The organism is Streptomyces sp. G5(2025) (genome assembly GCF_049542075.1).
In the GTDB taxonomy this organism is placed as follows: Bacteria; Actinomycetota; Actinomycetes; order Streptomycetales; family Streptomycetaceae; genus Streptomyces.
The window spans coordinates 2,487,861-2,501,974 of the sequence record NZ_JBMUZT010000006.1 but is presented as its reverse complement, the minus strand read 5'-3'; the positions used below and the strand labels follow the sequence as shown (position 1 = coordinate 2,501,974).

Here is a 14,114-nt window from a genome sequence, read left to right as displayed (position 1 = left end):
GAAACTCCCCAAAACCGCCCCGCGGGACGGCTCGGGCTGGTCAACTTTGTTGAAGACAGGTTGAAGACAGTTCCGCACGACCGTTGCGTGTCCGCACCGACATCGCGTACGACATTGCGTAAAGGAGGCCGTCGTGAGACGAGTGCGCCCAGGGGCGGCGTCCCGCGGCTCGGCTGAGCGGGCGCTGACGAGCGTCGCCGCGGGAGAGGCGTACGAGAGCGAGGCGCACGCCGGGCACGAGAGCCAGGCGCGCGGGAGCACGGAGAGCGAGACGGCCCCGGCGCCCCGCCTGTGGCACGTCACGCTGAGCGTCTCGGGCCCGGAGGCCCCGCTGAAGGAGCTCAGGCGCGGCCTCGAACAGCTCGCCCATGATCATCCCTTTCTCCTCACCAGCCGGTACGCCCCCGACCACGCCGAGATCCGCTACTGGGAAGAGGCCCGCGATCTGCACGACGCCGCCGCGGTCGCGCTGCGGCTGTGGGGCGAGCACCGGCAGAGCGCGCGGCTGCCGCCGTGGGAGATCGTGGGGCTCGAAGTGATCGACCGCGACACATATCACCAGCGGATCGCGGAGGGGTACGGTCCGCTTCCGGCCACGCCAGTGGGCGTACACCCGTTCTGACCGCGCTGACCCCACGGTCTCGGGGAGTGGAACACCGGGTGAACGCCCCGCGCGCGGGGATTACCCTGCGGGCATGACGTCGCTCTCTCCCGTCTCGCCCTACGACAACCTCTCGCCGGTCGCCCAGGCCGCCTACCGCGCCCGCGGCGCCTCCGCCACGCTCGCGCCGCTGCCGCGCGCCGCCAAGGACGACGCGCTGCTCGCGATCGCCGACGCCCTGGAGGTGCGGACCGCCGAGATCGTCGAGGCCAACGCCAAGGACATCGCGCGCGCCCGCGAGGCCGGCACCAGCGAGGGGATCATCGACCGGCTCACGCTCACCCCGGAGCGGGTCCGCGCCATCGCCGGCGACGTACGCGACGTGGCGGCCCTGCCCGACCCGGTGGGCGAGGTCGTCCGCGGCTCCACGCTCCCCAACGGCATCGACCTGCGCCAGGTCCGCGTCCCCCTCGGCGTCGTCGGGATCATCTACGAGGCCCGCCCGAACGTCACCGTGGACGCGGCCGCCCTCTGCCTGAAGTCCGGCAACGCCGTCCTCCTGCGGGGCTCGTCATCGGCGTACGAATCGAATGTCGCGCTTGTGCGCGTGCTGCGCGACGCCGTGCACGGCGCGGGTCTGCCCGCCGACGCCGTCCAGCTCGTACCGGGCGAGAGCCGGGACTCCGTACGCGAGCTGATGCGCGCCCGCGGCCTCGTCGACGTGCTCATCCCGCGCGGCGGCGCCTCGCTGATCAAGACCGTCGTCGAGGAGTCCACCGTCCCGGTCATCGAGACCGGCACCGGCAACTGCCATGTGTACGTCGACTCCGCCGCCGACATCGACATGGCCGTGGACATCCTGATCAACTCCAAGGCGCAGCGGCCCAGCGTCTGCAACGCCGCCGAGACGCTGCTCGTCCACCGGGACATCGCCGACGCGTTCCTGCCGCGCGCCCTGGACGCCCTCGCGGAGGCCGGGGTGACCGTGCACGCCGACGAGCGCGTCCTGACCTACGGGGACGGCTCCAAGGCCACCGTCGTGCCCGCGACGACCGAGGACTGGGAGACCGAGTACCTCTCGTACGACATCGCGGCCGCCGTCGTCGACACGCTGGAGCAGGCCGTCGAGCACATCCGGCTGTGGACCTCCGGGCACACGGAGGCCATCGTCACCACCTCGCAGCAAGCCGCGCGCCGCTTCACGCAGCTCGTGGACTCCACGACGGTCGCCGTGAACGCCTCGACGCGCTTCACCGACGGCGGGCAGTTCGGCTTCGGCGCCGAGATCGGCATCTCCACGCAGAAGCTGCACGCCCGGGGCCCGATGGGCCTGCCCGAGCTGACGTCGACCAAGTACATCGTGACGGGCGACGGCCACGTGCGGTGACACCCGGCGGGTGGTACGCCCGCGGCCCGGCAGGTGCCCCGGCGGGTGCCCCGGCGGGTGACACCTCAGCGTGCCGAATTCCCTCACGGTCTGCCCAAATTGCCCCTCCCAGGTCTACGCTGGGAGGGTGCCGGAGGACGTGGGGGGCACGCCGTCGTTCCCTGACGGCTGGGAGCCCGACGACGACCGCGACCGCGGGGGTGCGGACGAAGAGTTCGCCTCCGTGGTCTTCGACGAGGACTTCGTACGGGCCGCCGAAATCCATGAACCGACCGCCGTGGAGCGGCTGTTGGCCGCCGCCCAGGCCCGCGCGGACGCCTCCGAGGCCGAGGCCCGCCGGGCCCGCACCCGCGGCCGGGGCCGCGACGCGGGCGACGACGACTTCTACGACGACGGCTTCGGCCCCGACGACAGCGGCGAGTTCGGCCACGACGACTTCGACGACGCCTTCGAACTCGACGCCCCGGACGAGGGGTACGCCCACCGGGGACGTCACCCCGGCCGCGCCCGCTGGCACCGCCCCGTGGCCTGGATGCTCGCCCTCCTGATGGGCATCGGCATGGTCGCCCTCGCCTTCACCGCCGTCTACCGCGGCGCATCCTCCGGCCGCCAGGACCGCGTGCCGGCGCCCGCCTCCACGGAAGTCGGCGCGGGCGCCGACAAGGAGCCCGCGGCCTCCCCCTCCGCCTCCGCCGAGTTCGGCAGGCCGGCCGCTCCCGCGGTGCCCCGCACACCCTGAGGAGTTGGCGCGACTTGTCGTGTAGCAGGGCGTTTACCCGACCGCCCGGAGACCTACTCTGAAGGTATGGGCGAGTCAGAAGACCCACCCGCGGGGACACCCGAGGGCGGCCCCAGCGGCGGGGAGGACGAGTACCGATCCGTTGTCTTCGACGAGTCGTTCGTGCGGGCCGCCCGCCTCCAGGAGTTCTCCGCGCAGGAGCGCATGGCCGACCACGCGCGCGCCGTGCGCCCCCGCCCCACCCCGCACCGCGGGCTGTCCCGGCAGGCCCTCGTCCTCGTCGTGCTGATCGCCCTGGCCTTCGGCACGGCGATCTACATGGGCGTACGGCATCCGTACCCGAGCCCCCAGGCCAAGCGTCCCGAGCCGCTGCGGATGACGGTGATCCCGCTGGCCCCGCGGGGCAGCGTGCCCGGCTCCACGAAGGTCGCCGACCTCTTCGCGCACAGCCCCGCCGCACAGTTCCCGGTGGGCGCCGCCGGCGTCAACCTCCCGGCCGTGCGCCGCACCGCGCATTTCTCGGACAGCCAGGTCAGGGCCGCCCTGGCCACCGCCAGGGACTACCTGGTCGAATCCTCGCTCGACCCGGACACGCTCGGCGGGGGCTCACCGGGCGCCGTGCGGCTGCTGGTCGATCCCGAGCAGCTCGGCCAGTTCGACCGCAGTTTCGCGCACCCGGCCGCCGACGAACGGCACGCGCCCACCGGCTGGCTGGTGCGGTTCGACCCGACGAAGGCCGCGCTCGCCGACAAGCGGGCCAGGGTCCACGGCACCCTGCGGATCGCCGAGGCGGACCGGAACGCGCTGGAGGTCACCTCGGACCACACGTTCGTGTACGCGCTGCGGCCCGCCCGCGAGGACGGCGGCAAGGCGTCCCTGTTCACCGTCCGCCGTGAGCTGCGGTTCCGCTTCGACCGCGACGACCTGCGGATGCACCGGGCCGAGCTGCTGGTCTCCGCGGCCCAGGCCGGTCCGCTCAGCTGCGGGGACGACGCGGCGAACCAGCTGCGGCCGCTGCTCGCGGGGCAGCGGGCGAAGGCGGGCGGCCCGGCCGGCACCGATCCGTACGAGACGGGGAGGGCGACGGCGCTCTGCGGCTCGCTGGCGGCTTCGGCCCAGCCTTCGCCGCCTTCGCTCTGAGGGGCGCGGCGTCCGGAGCTATTTGTCCCCGGGGGTGCCGTCAGCGCCGCTCTGCCCGCCCTGGCTGTCGCCTCGGCCATGCCCGCTCTGCCCGCCCTGCCCCGTGAACTTCCCGCGCAGCTTGCCGCCCAGGTCGCCCGCGCCGCCCGCGATGTCGCTGACCAGCTTCATCAGCGGGTCCTTGCTGTTGCGTACGTCGTCCGCGTACGCGGAGGCCGACTGCCGGAAGGAGTCGGAGACCGAGGTGTCCTTGTCCTCGTCACGGCGCGGATAGTGGCCGTCCATGATCCGCTGGAAGTCGCGGGTCTCCGCCCACTTCTTCAGCTCGGCGGCGCGCACGGTGGCGAAGGGGTGCGTGCGCGGCAGTACGTTCATGATCTTCAGGACCGAGTCGCGCAGGTCGCCCCCTGCCTCGTACTCCTCGGCCTGCTCCAGGAACGCGTCGACGTTCATCTCGTGCAGGTGGTTGCCGCCCGCGAGCTTCATCAGGCCGCGCATCGAGGCCTTCAGGTCCTGGCCGACCAGCAGCCCGGCCCGGTCCGCCGACAGCTCCGACTTGCGGAACCACTCGCGCAGCGCCGTCACGATCGCCATGATCGCGACGTTGCCCAGCGGGATCCAAGCGACCTTCAGGGCGAGATTCGTGAGGAAGAGCAGGATCGTGCGGTACACGGAGTGGCCGGAGAGGGCGTGCCCCACCTCGTGGCCGACGACCGCCCGCATCTCCTCCTCGTCGAGCAGTTCGACCAGGCCCGTGGTCACGACGATGATCGGCTCGTCGAGACCGATGCACATCGCGTTCGGGTTCGGGTCCTGGTTGACGTACATCGGCGGGACCTTCTCCAGGTCCAGGATGTAACAGGCGTCCCGCAGCATGGTGTTCAGGTGCGCGAACTGCGCGTCGGAGACCCGCACGGAATCGGACAGGAACAGCAACCGCAGGCTGCGCTCGGGCAGCAGGCCGCTGAGCGCCTTGAAGACCGTGTCGAAGCCGCTGAGCCTGCGCAGGGCCACCAGGGCCGAGCGGTCCGCCGGATGTTCGTAGGCCCGCGAGGAGATGCCGGGGAAGCGCCGGCGCTGCCGGCTCGGGACGCGCTCGTGCCCCATGCGGTCCCCGCCCCCGTCGTGGTGGTTGCCGTCGGTCATGCCGATTCCCCCATGTCTGGTCCTCTTGTGCCCCCGAGGTGGGGTCCAGCCTAGGCGGAGATACCGTGACAGGGCAGCACACAGAAGGAGTCTTCCGTCATGGAGCACAACCCTGGGGCCGTCTGGCTCACGGAGGCGGCCGAGGCCGCGGAGCGGCAGGGACCCGGCAATCTGCTGCGGGTCGTGCTGATCGTCATGGTCGTCGGCTGCGTGCTGGTGGCCTGGTTCCTGCTGCGCGGGTACCGCCGCGGCGGTGACGAGGACCAGCGGGGCGGCGGCGAGAACCACCGCGGCGGCGACGACGAGGGCCGCAAGGGCTGAGTCGGCGTGAGCCGGAGCCGGGCCCCCGCTTACGATGGCCCGGAAGTCCTTATGTCCATCCCACCCCCGGATAGGTCCTGCCTGAGATGAGCCTCCACAGCACCGCCGCCCAGCTGGTCACTCTCGCCTCCGAGGGCGGCGAGCACGGCGGCGACCACGAAAGCCTCAGCCCTCTCCTCACCGGCGGCGGCGCCTTCGTCGCCCTCATGCTGCTCCTGTGGATCACCACCCGCTTCAACCGGGACCGCTAGGGTCCGCTCGTTCGACGCGGTCCGGAGCGGGGCCCCTCGACCGGGCCGGTAGGGTCTGCACGCATGGGAGAGCAGGACATGCCTACCGGCCCGGTGAACTTTCCGGGGGCCGGTCCGGCGAGCAACGGCAAGCGCCGCCTCGGCGTCATGGGCGGAACGTTTGACCCGATCCACCACGGACACCTCGTGGCGGCCAGTGAGGTCGCCGCGCAATTCCACCTCGACGAGGTGGTGTTCGTGCCGACCGGACAGCCGTGGCAGAAGAGCGACAAGCGGGTGTCCCCGGCCGAGGACCGCTATCTGATGACGGTCATCGCGACCGCCGAGAACCCGCAGTTCTCGGTGAGCCGCATCGACATCGACCGCGGGGGCGCGACGTACACCACGGACACGCTGCGCGACCTGCGTGCCCTCAACCCCGACACGGACCTCTTCTTCATCACGGGCGCCGACGCGCTCGGCCAGATCCTCACCTGGCGGGACACCGAAGAGCTGTTCTCCCTCGCGCACTTCATCGGGGTCACCCGGCCCGGCCACACGCTGGCCGACCCCGGACTCCCCAAGGGCGGTGTCTCCCTGGTGGAGGTCCCGGCCCTCGCCATCTCGTCCACGGACTGCCGCGCGCGGGTCGCCAAGGGCGATCCCGTCTGGTATCTGGTGCCGGACGGTGTGGTGCGTTATATCGACAAGCGTGAGCTGTACCGCGGCGAATGAGCCGAGAGGGGCACCACCGGTGAACGACCGACAGTACGACCCTTACGCGGGCAGCGACCCGTATGCGGGCGAGTACGCGGGTGAGTACGCGGCGGGGTACGCGGCCGACCAGTACCAGGTCGTCGGGTACGACGAGTACGGGCAGCCGGTGTATCAGCTGGTGCAACAGCAACAGCAACAGCAACAGCAACAGCCTCAGGTGCCCCAGCAGTACCAGGGGTACGGGTACGACCCGTATGCCGGTGGGGGGCAGCAGCAGGCGTACGACGCGCAGGGCACCGCCCCGGCCGCGTACGACACCGCCTGGGTCCCTCAGCAGCAGCAGCCTCAGCCTTCGCCGCCCCTTCAGCCCGAACCGGAACCGGAACCGAAGCCGGGAGCGGGGGCGGAACCGCGGGGCGAGTACAAGACCGAGCAGTTCTCGTTCATCGAGGAGCCGGACGAGGACTCCGAAGACGTCATCGACTGGCTGAAGTTCACCGAGAGCCGCACCGAGCGGCGCGAGGAGGCCAAGCGGCGCGGGCGTTCCCGCGTCGTCGCGCTCGTCGTGGTCCTCGCACTGGTGATCGCGGGCGGTGTCGGCTACCTGTGGTTCGCGGGCAAGCTGCCCGGCCAGTCCGACGGCGCGGGCGGCGCGGCCGACGTGACGGGACCGCAGAAGCGCGACGTGATCGTCGTCCACCTGCACGACACCAAGGGCGGCGGCACCTCCACCGCCTTGCTGGTGAACAACGCCACCACAGGGCAGGGCGCCACCGTCCTGCTGCCGAACTCCCTCGCCGTGACGGACGACGAAGGCAGCGCCACGACGCTCGGCAAGTCCGTCGACGACGACGGCACGACCGGCACCCGCGAGTCGATCGACGCCGTCCTCGGCACCGAGGTCGAGGGCACCTGGCGCCTGGACACCCCCTTCCTGGACAACCTCGTCGAGCTCGTCGGCAACATCGACGTCGACACGAACGCCGACGTGCCCGACCCGAAGGCGAAGAAGAAGGGCGAAGCGCCCCTGGTGACGCGAGGCGAGCGGCAGACCCTCAGCGGCGAGATGGCCGTCGCGTACGCCACCTACCGTGCGCCCGGCGAGGACGAGAGCGCGCAGCTGGCCCGCTTCGGCCAGGTCATGCGAGGCGTCCTGCGCAAGTTCTCGTCGGACGCGCAGGGGGCCACGACCACCGTGGAGTCGCTCGCCCAGGTCCTCGACCCCTCGCTCCGGGAGAAGGACCTCGGCACCTTCCTCGCCAAGCTCGCCGACCGCGCGAAGAGCGGCGACTACAAGACGACCCTGCTGCCGGTGCGTCCGGACGGCACCCTGTCCGAGAAGGCCGGCGACACCGTCGTCAAGGAGGTCCTCGGCGGTGCGGTGAAGAGCCCGGAGAAGGGCGCGGCCCTGCGGGTCGGCGTCCAGAACGCCTCCGGTTCGAAGGGCGCGGCGCAGGACGCCCGGGTCTCCCTGGTCAACGGCGGCTACGCCTTCGTCGACGCCGGCGCGGGCTCCGCGGCCCGTCCCACCTCGCAGATCACGTACGCCGACGAGGCCGACAAGGCGCGGGCCGGCGAGGTCGCCAAGACCCTCGGCCTGCCGACGAGCGTGGTCCGCAAGGGCAGGACGGCACCCAACGCGGACGTCTCCGTGGTCCTCGGCCAGGACTACACGGCGGGGTGAGAACGGTCCCGCGGAGGTGGTGACGCAATCGTCTGGGGAGCGGACGGCGGTCCGTGAGACCCTTGGGGTGTCTTGACCATCTGAAGGAAAGCTCACCAGTGACCGCCACGGACCGCTCCATCGAGCTCATCAACGTCGCCGCCCAGGCGGCTGCCGACAAGCTCGCGCACGACATCATCGCGTACGACGTCAGCGACGTGCTGTCGATCACGGACGCGTTCCTGCTCGCCTCCGCACCCAACGACCGCCAGGTCAAGTCCATCGTCGACGAGATCGAGGAGCAGCTGAACAAGCAGCTCGGCGCCAAGCCGGTCCGTCGCGAGGGCGACCGCGACGCCCGTTGGATCCTGCTCGACTACGTCGACATCGTGGTCCACGTCCAGCACAGCGAGGAGCGCGTCTTCTACGCTCTGGAGCGCCTGTGGAAGGACTGCCCCGAGATCGGTCTGCCCGAGGACGCCAAGGCGACCCGCGGCAAGGGCGCCGAGCACGCCGAGCAGCGGGCCGCGGAGGAGGCTGACCTGGACGGTGAGCTTCGGTGAGCAACCGCGGCTGCCGGATCATCCTGTGGCGGCACGGCCAGACGGCCTGGAACCTGGAGCGCCGCTTCCAGGGCTCCACGGACATCGAGCTGACCGAGACAGGCGTCGGCCAGGCCAGGCGCGCCGCCCGGCTGCTCGCCTCCCTGAAGCCGGACGCGATCATCGCCTCCGACCTCAAGCGGGCGGCGGCCACCGCCGCCGAGCTGGCCGCCGTCACCGGCCTCCCCGTCACGCACGAGGAGGGCCTCCAGGAGACGTACGCCGGTGAGTGGCAGGGCCTGACGCACGAAACGATCATCGCCCGCTTCGGCGAGCAGTACACCGCGTGGAAGCGCGGTGAAGCGGTGCGCCGCGGCGGCGGTGAGCTGGAGACCGAGGTCGCCGACCGCGCCGCTCCCGTCGTGCTGCGTCACGCCGAGAAACTGCCGGACAACGGCACGCTGGTGGTGGTCAGCCACGGCGGCACCATCCGCACCACGATCGGCCGCCTCCTCGGCCTGGACGCTCACCACTGGGAGGGGCTCGGCGGTCTCTCCAACTGCTGCTGGTCGGTCCTCGGGCAGGGCGCGCGCGGCTGGCGCCTGCTGGAGCACAACGCCGGGACGCTGCCGGAACCGGTGCTCGGCGACGACGACTGAGCGGCCCCGGAGCCGCCTTCCGGGGGCGGCCGGACCCGGATTTCACATTCCGGCTGGTCGCAGGCTAAAGTTCTTCTTGTTCGCCCCGCCGAGCGGGGCGAAACGCCAGAGCGGTTCCACCGCGTGGCACAAGGGGCTATAGCTCAGTTGGTAGAGCGCCTGCATGGCATGCAGGAGGTCAGGAGTTCAATTCTCCTTAGCTCCACAGTCCCGGAAATCCCGTCCCCATCAGGGGGCGGGATTTTCTTGTGCCCGGTGCGCGAGGGGCGTGTGCGGGGGCGCACGCGGGCAGCTGTGTCCGGACTGGAACGAACGCGTCGCTGACCGGTCCGCCCGTGCCGTGGCAGAATCGGACAGCCGGAAGGGGAACGCAGCCCGACGGGAGGGAGAGCGCGATGCCTGCGAGCATCCTCGAAGAGGTCGACCGCCTCTTCGACGCGGCGTCGACACGAGAACCTCACGCGCTCCGCACACTCCTCAACTGCCCTTCCTGCGGCTCGGTCCACGTCGCCCAAGTACTCGGCGACAACGGCGGAGTCAGTTACGTCTGCACCGCCTGCGGCCACAGCTGGAGCTGATCGATGGGGGCACACAGGCGGAAATGCGACTGGTGTGACAGTGGCACGCCGATCGTCCGCGACATGGAGCCGGTCAACAACGAGTACCAGTACTGGTGCGAGGAATGTGCGCGGGCGCTGATCATAAAAGGCGACCCCATCGAGACCTACCGCGAACTCGAAGGGGAGCCGATCTACGGCCGGTTGCTCGACGAGCACTGCACCCTCAAGCGGTTCTACTCGTTCGCCACCGCCTGAGACCGGCCGGCGGGAACGAGACCGGCCAGCAGAAACGCCGAAGCGGTCACTGCGTAGAGGCCGGACAGCGTCATCTGGCCATAATTCTGGGCGAGTTCGAGTCGCCCCGCTCCGTGCGGCACCCACCACAGGGCGTACGAGCAGAAGACCAGGGACGCGGCGCCGGCCGCCGCCCACCGGACCCGGCCGCCCCGGCGAGCCGCCTCGACCCCCAGGGCCAGCACCATCGGCACACACCACACCCAGTGGTGCGACCAGGACACCGGGCTCACCAGAAGCGCCGTCGCCGCACAGCAGAGCACGGCCCGGGCCCGCTCGCCGCGCAGCGCCGCGGCCACCGCGACGGCGAGGCCGAGCGCGCAGGACGCCGCCGCCGACACCGCCCACCAGGCCCCGGGCTCCGCGGTGTGCAGGAGCCGGGCGAGGACGCCCCGCAGCGACTGGTTCGCGGTGTCCTCCGCCAGCCCGACCCGGCCCGCCTCGAAGACCATCCGGGTCCAGAACCGCCACGAGTCGTAGGGCAGGACGGCGGCCGCGAGAAGCGTCGCCCCGGCGAACGAGACGGCGGCCACGCACGCGTGCCGCACGGCGGGCCGCCACACCCCGCGCCGCAGGGCCTCGGTGGCGCCGGTCAGCAGCAGGAACACCGCGAAGAGCGCGGGCGTGAGCTTGATCGCCGCGGCGACGCCGATGCCGAGGCCCGCCCAGCGGTGGCCGGGACGCCGTGACAGGTCCCACAGGACGAGCACCGCGAGCAGCAGATTGATCTGTCCGTAGCGCAGCGTCGTCCACACCGGCTCGCACCAGACGGCGAGCGCGGAGACCCAGAGGGCCGCCTCAACGCGCGCGTGCCGCTCTTCGAGGATGAGCCGCAGGGACAGGGCCGCGAAGACGACCAGCAGGAGAAGGTTCCCCAGCGTCGCGAGGGTGCGCATGTCCGGGGTGTCCAGCAGCGTCAGCGGGGTGAACAGGAGCGCCGCGAACGGCGGGTAGGTCGTCGGGAGATGGGCTTCGGTGGTGCGCAGCGCGTAGAGGTCGCCGCCCGCGCGCACGGTCTCGCCCTCGGCGCGGTAGACCATCAGGTCGATCATCGAGACGTCGGCGGCGCGCTGCGCGAGCCAGAAGGCCGTGAAGGAGAACAGGCAGACTCCGGCGGCGAGGGGCACGCGGCGGCGGGCGGCGGCGAACGCGATCACGGAGGCTGACAGTACCGGCCTTATCGGGCGCTATCGGGCCAGACCGGAAACGATTTGGTGGAGCACGGGGGTGACCGTGTAATGTTTGCGGAGTCGCCGGGGGAACCGGGCGGACACAAGCAAGGGGCTATAGCTCAGTTGGTAGAGCGCCTGCATGGCATGCAGGAGGTCAGGAGTTCAATTCTCCTTAGCTCCACAGGATATGAGCGGGCCACCCGAATCGGGTGGCCCGCTTTTCGTTGTCCCGCATTACTGCTTACTGCCGGCCGCTGCCGAGCGCCCTGCGGCGCCGGCCCGGCGGCAGCGCTGTGGGCAGGGCGGGGCGGATCACGGATGCCGCCGACGGGTCCTCCTCGATGCGCAGGGCCAGCGCCGGGCAGCGCCGCACGGCACGGGAGGCGCGCGCTTCGGAGTAGCGCGGTACGGCAGCCTCCGCAACCGACGGGAAGCCGTCCGGGCCCAGCTGGATCAGCTCCGGGACGATGTCCGCGCACAGGCCGTGGCCCTGGCACAGGGTCCAGTCGACGGCCAGCCTGCGGCGGCTGGGCGCCTGTGTCGTGGGTGCCTCCGCCTGGAGGGGCAGGACGCCCTCGACGGGGCGACCGCAGCCGCCGTCCAGGACATGTGCCGCGAGGTCGTCCGTGAACGCCTTGATCGTCGACTCCAAGAAGGCCGCCGAGCCGTCCGGATGCTTGCAGGCGCCGCGCCGCTTCACGGCCCGCGTCACCTCGCGCAGCGCTTCGAGGGCCGTGGGACCACCGCCCTGGAGGACGTCCGCGAGGCCACGGGCCGCCGCGGGGAGGCCGAGGTAGCAGGGGCCGCACTGACCGGCGCTCTCCCCGGCCAGCCAGTGCGCGACGCGCAGCGACTCCCCGAGCGGGCAGGTGCCCTGACCGATCGGCAGGACCGCGCCCGCGCCGAGCGCGCCGCCGCAGGCCTCCAGGGCGGCACGGGAGATGACCGCCTCGTGCGCTGTGACGCCGTCGAGCCACTTGCCGTGGTACCCGCCTGTCAGCACGCCCTGAGGGAGCGCGGGGGCGCCGGCGAGCTGGAGGACGTAGCGCAGGGGAACTCCGGTGGGGACCTCGACGACCATCGGCCGGGTGACCGCTCCGGAGAGGGTCAGCAGGACCGTGCCGGGCTCGTCGCGCAGCCCGGTGCGGCAGTAGCGGTCGGCGCCGATCCGCGCGGCGACGGCGAGCTGGGCGAAGGTCTCCGCGTTGGAGAGGAGGGTGGGTGCGCCGCCCACTCCGTAGTCGGACGTACGCAACTTGCGGCCCGGCGGCAGCGGGGGGCCGCCGTCGGCGGAGCGGACCAGGGCGGACGACTCCCCGGTGACCATGCGCACGGGGTTGCGCTGCACGCGCGCGCGAAGGGCCGACCCGCGCCGGTTGCCGAGGCCCCGCTCGGCGAGGGCGGTGCGCATCGAGGCCTCGGTGGAGTCGCGGGTCACGCCGATGACGAGGGTGCGGGCGCCGAGCGCCTCGGCGGCGAGCAGGGCGCCGTCCAGGATGAGGTGCGGGGCGCGGTTGATCAGGACGGTGTCCTTGCGGCAGGCCGGTTCGTCCTCGCTGCCGTTGACGACCACCACGGGGCGCACCCCTCGGCGTATCGCCGCGTCGGCGACGGCCCGCAGTTTCCGGTGGAACGGAAAGCCGGCGCCGCCCCGGCCGCGCAGCGCGATCTGCTCGGCGAGGCGGGCGAGCGGCTCGCCCGCCATGGGTTCGAGGGGGCCGTGCACTTTCAGGTGCATGGCGAGATCCAGGCGTTCGACCAGGTCGAAGCCCGAGGTGAGCAGGGGGAGCCCGACGACGCGGACTTCGGGGACGTCGGGCAGCGACGCGTTCACGGGTGGCCTCCGGTGGCGGCGTTCCAGGGCTCGCCCGGGCTGGGGGCCTGGAAGGGCCGGGGCAGCGGTTCGGTGGCGGGGCCGCTGTCGTACGCGGGGTGGTGGACGGGGTCGTAAGTGGGAGCGGGGTCGTGAGCCGGTTCGTACGCCGGGGCGTAGGCGGTGTCGTAGGGGGGCCGGGGCGCCACGAAGGGAGCTTCGGCGGGCGGGGGCGGGCAGGGCGTGGGCCAGCGGTCCGTGGGCTCGACGCGGGGCGGGGGACCTGCCGTACGCAAGGGCTGGGACGGGGTGGGGGTCAGTGCGCGGTAGGCCGCCCAGATGCCGGCGGCCGGGTCGGGGACGGGGGTGGCGTCGGTCGACGTGCCGGGGAGCGGGGCGGAGGTGGTGTCCCGCGCGGGTGGGCGGGCGCGGCGCGAGGCCTTGCGTTCCGGTTCGAGCAGGGCCAGGACGCGGGCGGCGACCTTCCGCTTGACCGGCGGCGGCGCCGCGCGCAGGGCGACGGCCCCGGCGACCGCGAGCAGGCACAGGGAGTACAGGGCGATCACCCACGGCTTCGGCGGTCGGCCCGCGTACAGGCCGTGGACCAGCGCCGCGCACCAGGCGGGGTAGGCGAGCATGTGCAGCGCGCGCCAGCGGGAGGCGATCCGGGCGGGGGAGGCGAAGGCGCTGCGCAGGGCGCCGGTGACGCTCGTGACGACCATGAGGAGGCCCGCGAGCGAGCCGAGGCCGATGAGTCCCGCGCTGCCGCTCACGCCGAGCCCGAAGGGCACGAGGGCGCCTAGGAGCGACACGTGGTCGAGGGCGATCTTGACGGTGCCGTGCAGCAGCAGGAAGCCGACGGAGGCGACCGCCGTGGCGCGGTGCACGGCCTGGGCGAGCAGGCGCTGGCGCGAGTGCAGGAAGAGGCGGTCGGCGGCGACCAGGCCCCAGAGGACGGCGGCGGTGAGGGAGACCAGGCACAGGACGCCGGTGGTGAAGTCCAGGGCGGCCCGGAAGCCGTCGCTGCCCACGACGACGAGCAGGGGTATCAGGAGCAGGGCTCCGGCGCCGAGCAGCCGGCTCTGGGGATGAGGGTGCAGAGGGTTCATGTTCATGGGGGCGGCTCCGAA

At 72.1% G+C, this 14,114-nt stretch carries 16 protein-coding genes and 2 tRNA genes; 14 read left to right on the top strand and 4 right to left on the bottom strand.

The window, feature by feature from the left end; all coding sequences use genetic code 11:
• The first annotated feature begins 142 nt into the window (after nucleotides 1–142).
• From ACOBQB_RS22185 to ACOBQB_RS22170, 4 genes are all read left to right on the top strand, one after another.
• Nucleotides 143–622 carry a hypothetical protein gene (locus ACOBQB_RS22185; protein ID WP_423598666.1) on the top strand — a complete coding sequence of 160 codons (480 nt, stop codon included), beginning with the start codon at nucleotides 143–145 and terminating at the stop codon, nucleotides 620–622.
• Nucleotides 623–695: 73 nt separating this feature from the next.
• Nucleotides 696–1,988 (top strand): glutamate-5-semialdehyde dehydrogenase, encoded by a 1,293-nt coding sequence (locus tag ACOBQB_RS22180; RefSeq protein WP_423593890.1) that lies wholly within the window; start codon nucleotides 696–698, stop codon nucleotides 1,986–1,988.
• A 127-nt stretch (nucleotides 1,989–2,115) separates the two neighbouring features.
• The gene (locus tag ACOBQB_RS22175; RefSeq protein ID WP_423593889.1) at nucleotides 2,116–2,727 is read left to right on the top strand and encodes a hypothetical protein; all 612 of its coding nucleotides are present in this window, start codon (nucleotides 2,116–2,118) and stop codon (nucleotides 2,725–2,727) included.
• Nucleotides 2,728–2,793: 66 nt separating this feature from the next.
• Complete coding sequence (locus ACOBQB_RS22170) at nucleotides 2,794–3,867, top strand: hypothetical protein (RefSeq protein WP_423593888.1); 1,074 nt, start codon at nucleotides 2,794–2,796, stop codon at nucleotides 3,865–3,867.
• An 18-nt stretch (nucleotides 3,868–3,885) separates the two neighbouring features.
• Here ACOBQB_RS22170 and ACOBQB_RS22165 read toward each other — a convergent pair whose 3' ends face one another.
• Nucleotides 3,886–5,013 (bottom strand): M48 family metallopeptidase, encoded by a 1,128-nt coding sequence (locus ACOBQB_RS22165; RefSeq protein WP_423593887.1) that lies wholly within the window; start codon nucleotides 5,011–5,013, stop codon nucleotides 3,886–3,888.
• Nucleotides 5,014–5,112: 99 nt separating this feature from the next.
• Between ACOBQB_RS22165 and ACOBQB_RS22160 the strand changes: the two genes are divergently transcribed.
• From ACOBQB_RS22160 to ACOBQB_RS22120, 9 genes are all read left to right on the top strand, one after another.
• Nucleotides 5,113–5,334, top strand: a complete 222-nt coding sequence (locus ACOBQB_RS22160) for a hypothetical protein (protein WP_423599014.1) — start codon at nucleotides 5,113–5,115, stop codon at nucleotides 5,332–5,334.
• Nucleotides 5,335–5,420: 86 nt separating this feature from the next.
• Nucleotides 5,421–5,585: a hypothetical protein gene (locus tag ACOBQB_RS22155; protein ID WP_167515991.1), complete on the top strand. Its 165-nt coding sequence runs from the start codon at nucleotides 5,421–5,423 to the stop codon at nucleotides 5,583–5,585.
• A 63-nt stretch (nucleotides 5,586–5,648) separates the two neighbouring features.
• Nucleotides 5,649–6,299 carry a nicotinate-nucleotide adenylyltransferase gene (gene nadD, locus ACOBQB_RS22150; protein WP_423593886.1) on the top strand — a complete coding sequence of 217 codons (651 nt, stop codon included), beginning with the start codon at nucleotides 5,649–5,651 and terminating at the stop codon, nucleotides 6,297–6,299.
• Nucleotides 6,300–6,318: 19 nt separating this feature from the next.
• On the top strand, nucleotides 6,319–7,965 hold the full coding sequence (locus tag ACOBQB_RS22145) for an LCP family protein (protein ID WP_423593885.1): 1,647 nt from the start codon (nucleotides 6,319–6,321) through the stop codon (nucleotides 7,963–7,965).
• Nucleotides 7,966–8,063: 98 nt separating this feature from the next.
• Entirely contained in the window at nucleotides 8,064–8,507 is a 444-nt protein-coding gene (rsfS, locus tag ACOBQB_RS22140; protein WP_125512740.1) for a ribosome silencing factor, read from the top strand.
• Nucleotides 8,504–9,145 (top strand): histidine phosphatase family protein, encoded by a 642-nt coding sequence (locus ACOBQB_RS22135; protein ID WP_423593884.1) that lies wholly within the window; start codon nucleotides 8,504–8,506, stop codon nucleotides 9,143–9,145. Before rsfS ends, ACOBQB_RS22135 begins: the two co-directional genes overlap by 4 nt.
• Nucleotides 9,146–9,277: 132 nt before the next feature.
• A tRNA-Ala gene (locus ACOBQB_RS22130) sits at nucleotides 9,278–9,350 on the top strand.
• A 190-nt stretch (nucleotides 9,351–9,540) separates the two neighbouring features.
• Nucleotides 9,541–9,723 carry a hypothetical protein gene (locus ACOBQB_RS22125; protein WP_423593883.1) on the top strand — a complete coding sequence of 61 codons (183 nt, stop codon included), beginning with the start codon at nucleotides 9,541–9,543 and terminating at the stop codon, nucleotides 9,721–9,723.
• Between the two features lie 3 nt (nucleotides 9,724–9,726).
• Nucleotides 9,727–9,960 (top strand): hypothetical protein, encoded by a 234-nt coding sequence (locus ACOBQB_RS22120; protein WP_223774611.1) that lies wholly within the window; start codon nucleotides 9,727–9,729, stop codon nucleotides 9,958–9,960.
• On the opposite strand, the gene ACOBQB_RS22115 is transcribed toward ACOBQB_RS22120, so the two are convergent.
• A complete protein-coding gene (locus tag ACOBQB_RS22115) occupies nucleotides 9,939–11,156 on the bottom strand; it encodes a glycosyltransferase 87 family protein (RefSeq protein ID WP_423593882.1) in 1,218 nt (405 codons plus the stop codon). The genes ACOBQB_RS22120 and ACOBQB_RS22115 overlap by 22 nt on opposite strands.
• A gap of 123 nt (nucleotides 11,157–11,279) precedes the next feature.
• Here ACOBQB_RS22115 and ACOBQB_RS22110 point away from each other — a divergent pair.
• A tRNA-Ala gene (locus tag ACOBQB_RS22110) sits at nucleotides 11,280–11,352 on the top strand.
• A 60-nt stretch (nucleotides 11,353–11,412) separates the two neighbouring features.
• Here ACOBQB_RS22110 and ACOBQB_RS22105 read toward each other — a convergent pair.
• Entirely contained in the window at nucleotides 11,413–13,005 is a 1,593-nt protein-coding gene (locus ACOBQB_RS22105) for an NADH-ubiquinone oxidoreductase-F iron-sulfur binding region domain-containing protein (protein ID WP_423593881.1), read from the bottom strand.
• Nucleotides 13,002–14,099, bottom strand: a complete 1,098-nt coding sequence (locus tag ACOBQB_RS22100) for a cytochrome b/b6 domain-containing protein (protein WP_423593880.1) — start codon at nucleotides 14,097–14,099, stop codon at nucleotides 13,002–13,004. Before ACOBQB_RS22100 ends, ACOBQB_RS22105 begins: the two co-directional genes overlap by 4 nt.
• Between the last annotated feature and the right edge of the window lie 15 nt (nucleotides 14,100–14,114).

Bases quoted from the DNA above. Each gene is read 5' to 3' on its own strand.
- ACOBQB_RS22180 (WP_423593890.1), top strand. From the start codon at position 696: ATGACGTCGCTCTCTCCCGTCTCGCCCTACGACAACCTCTCGCCGGTC.
- ACOBQB_RS22170 (WP_423593888.1), top strand. From the start codon at position 2,794: ATGGGCGAGTCAGAAGACCCACCCGCGGGGACACCCGAGGGCGGCCCC.
- ACOBQB_RS22165 (WP_423593887.1), bottom strand. From the start codon at position 5,013: ATGACCGACGGCAACCACCACGACGGGGGCGGGGACCGCATGGGGCAC.
- ACOBQB_RS22160 (WP_423599014.1), top strand. From the start codon at position 5,113: ATGGAGCACAACCCTGGGGCCGTCTGGCTCACGGAGGCGGCCGAGGCC.
- ACOBQB_RS22155 (WP_167515991.1), top strand. From the start codon at position 5,421: ATGAGCCTCCACAGCACCGCCGCCCAGCTGGTCACTCTCGCCTCCGAG.
- nadD (WP_423593886.1), top strand. From the start codon at position 5,649: ATGGGAGAGCAGGACATGCCTACCGGCCCGGTGAACTTTCCGGGGGCC.
- ACOBQB_RS22125 (WP_423593883.1), top strand. From the start codon at position 9,541: ATGCCTGCGAGCATCCTCGAAGAGGTCGACCGCCTCTTCGACGCGGCG.
- ACOBQB_RS22120 (WP_223774611.1), top strand. From the start codon at position 9,727: ATGGGGGCACACAGGCGGAAATGCGACTGGTGTGACAGTGGCACGCCG.
- ACOBQB_RS22100 (WP_423593880.1), bottom strand. From the start codon at position 14,099: ATGAACATGAACCCTCTGCACCCTCATCCCCAGAGCCGGCTGCTCGGC.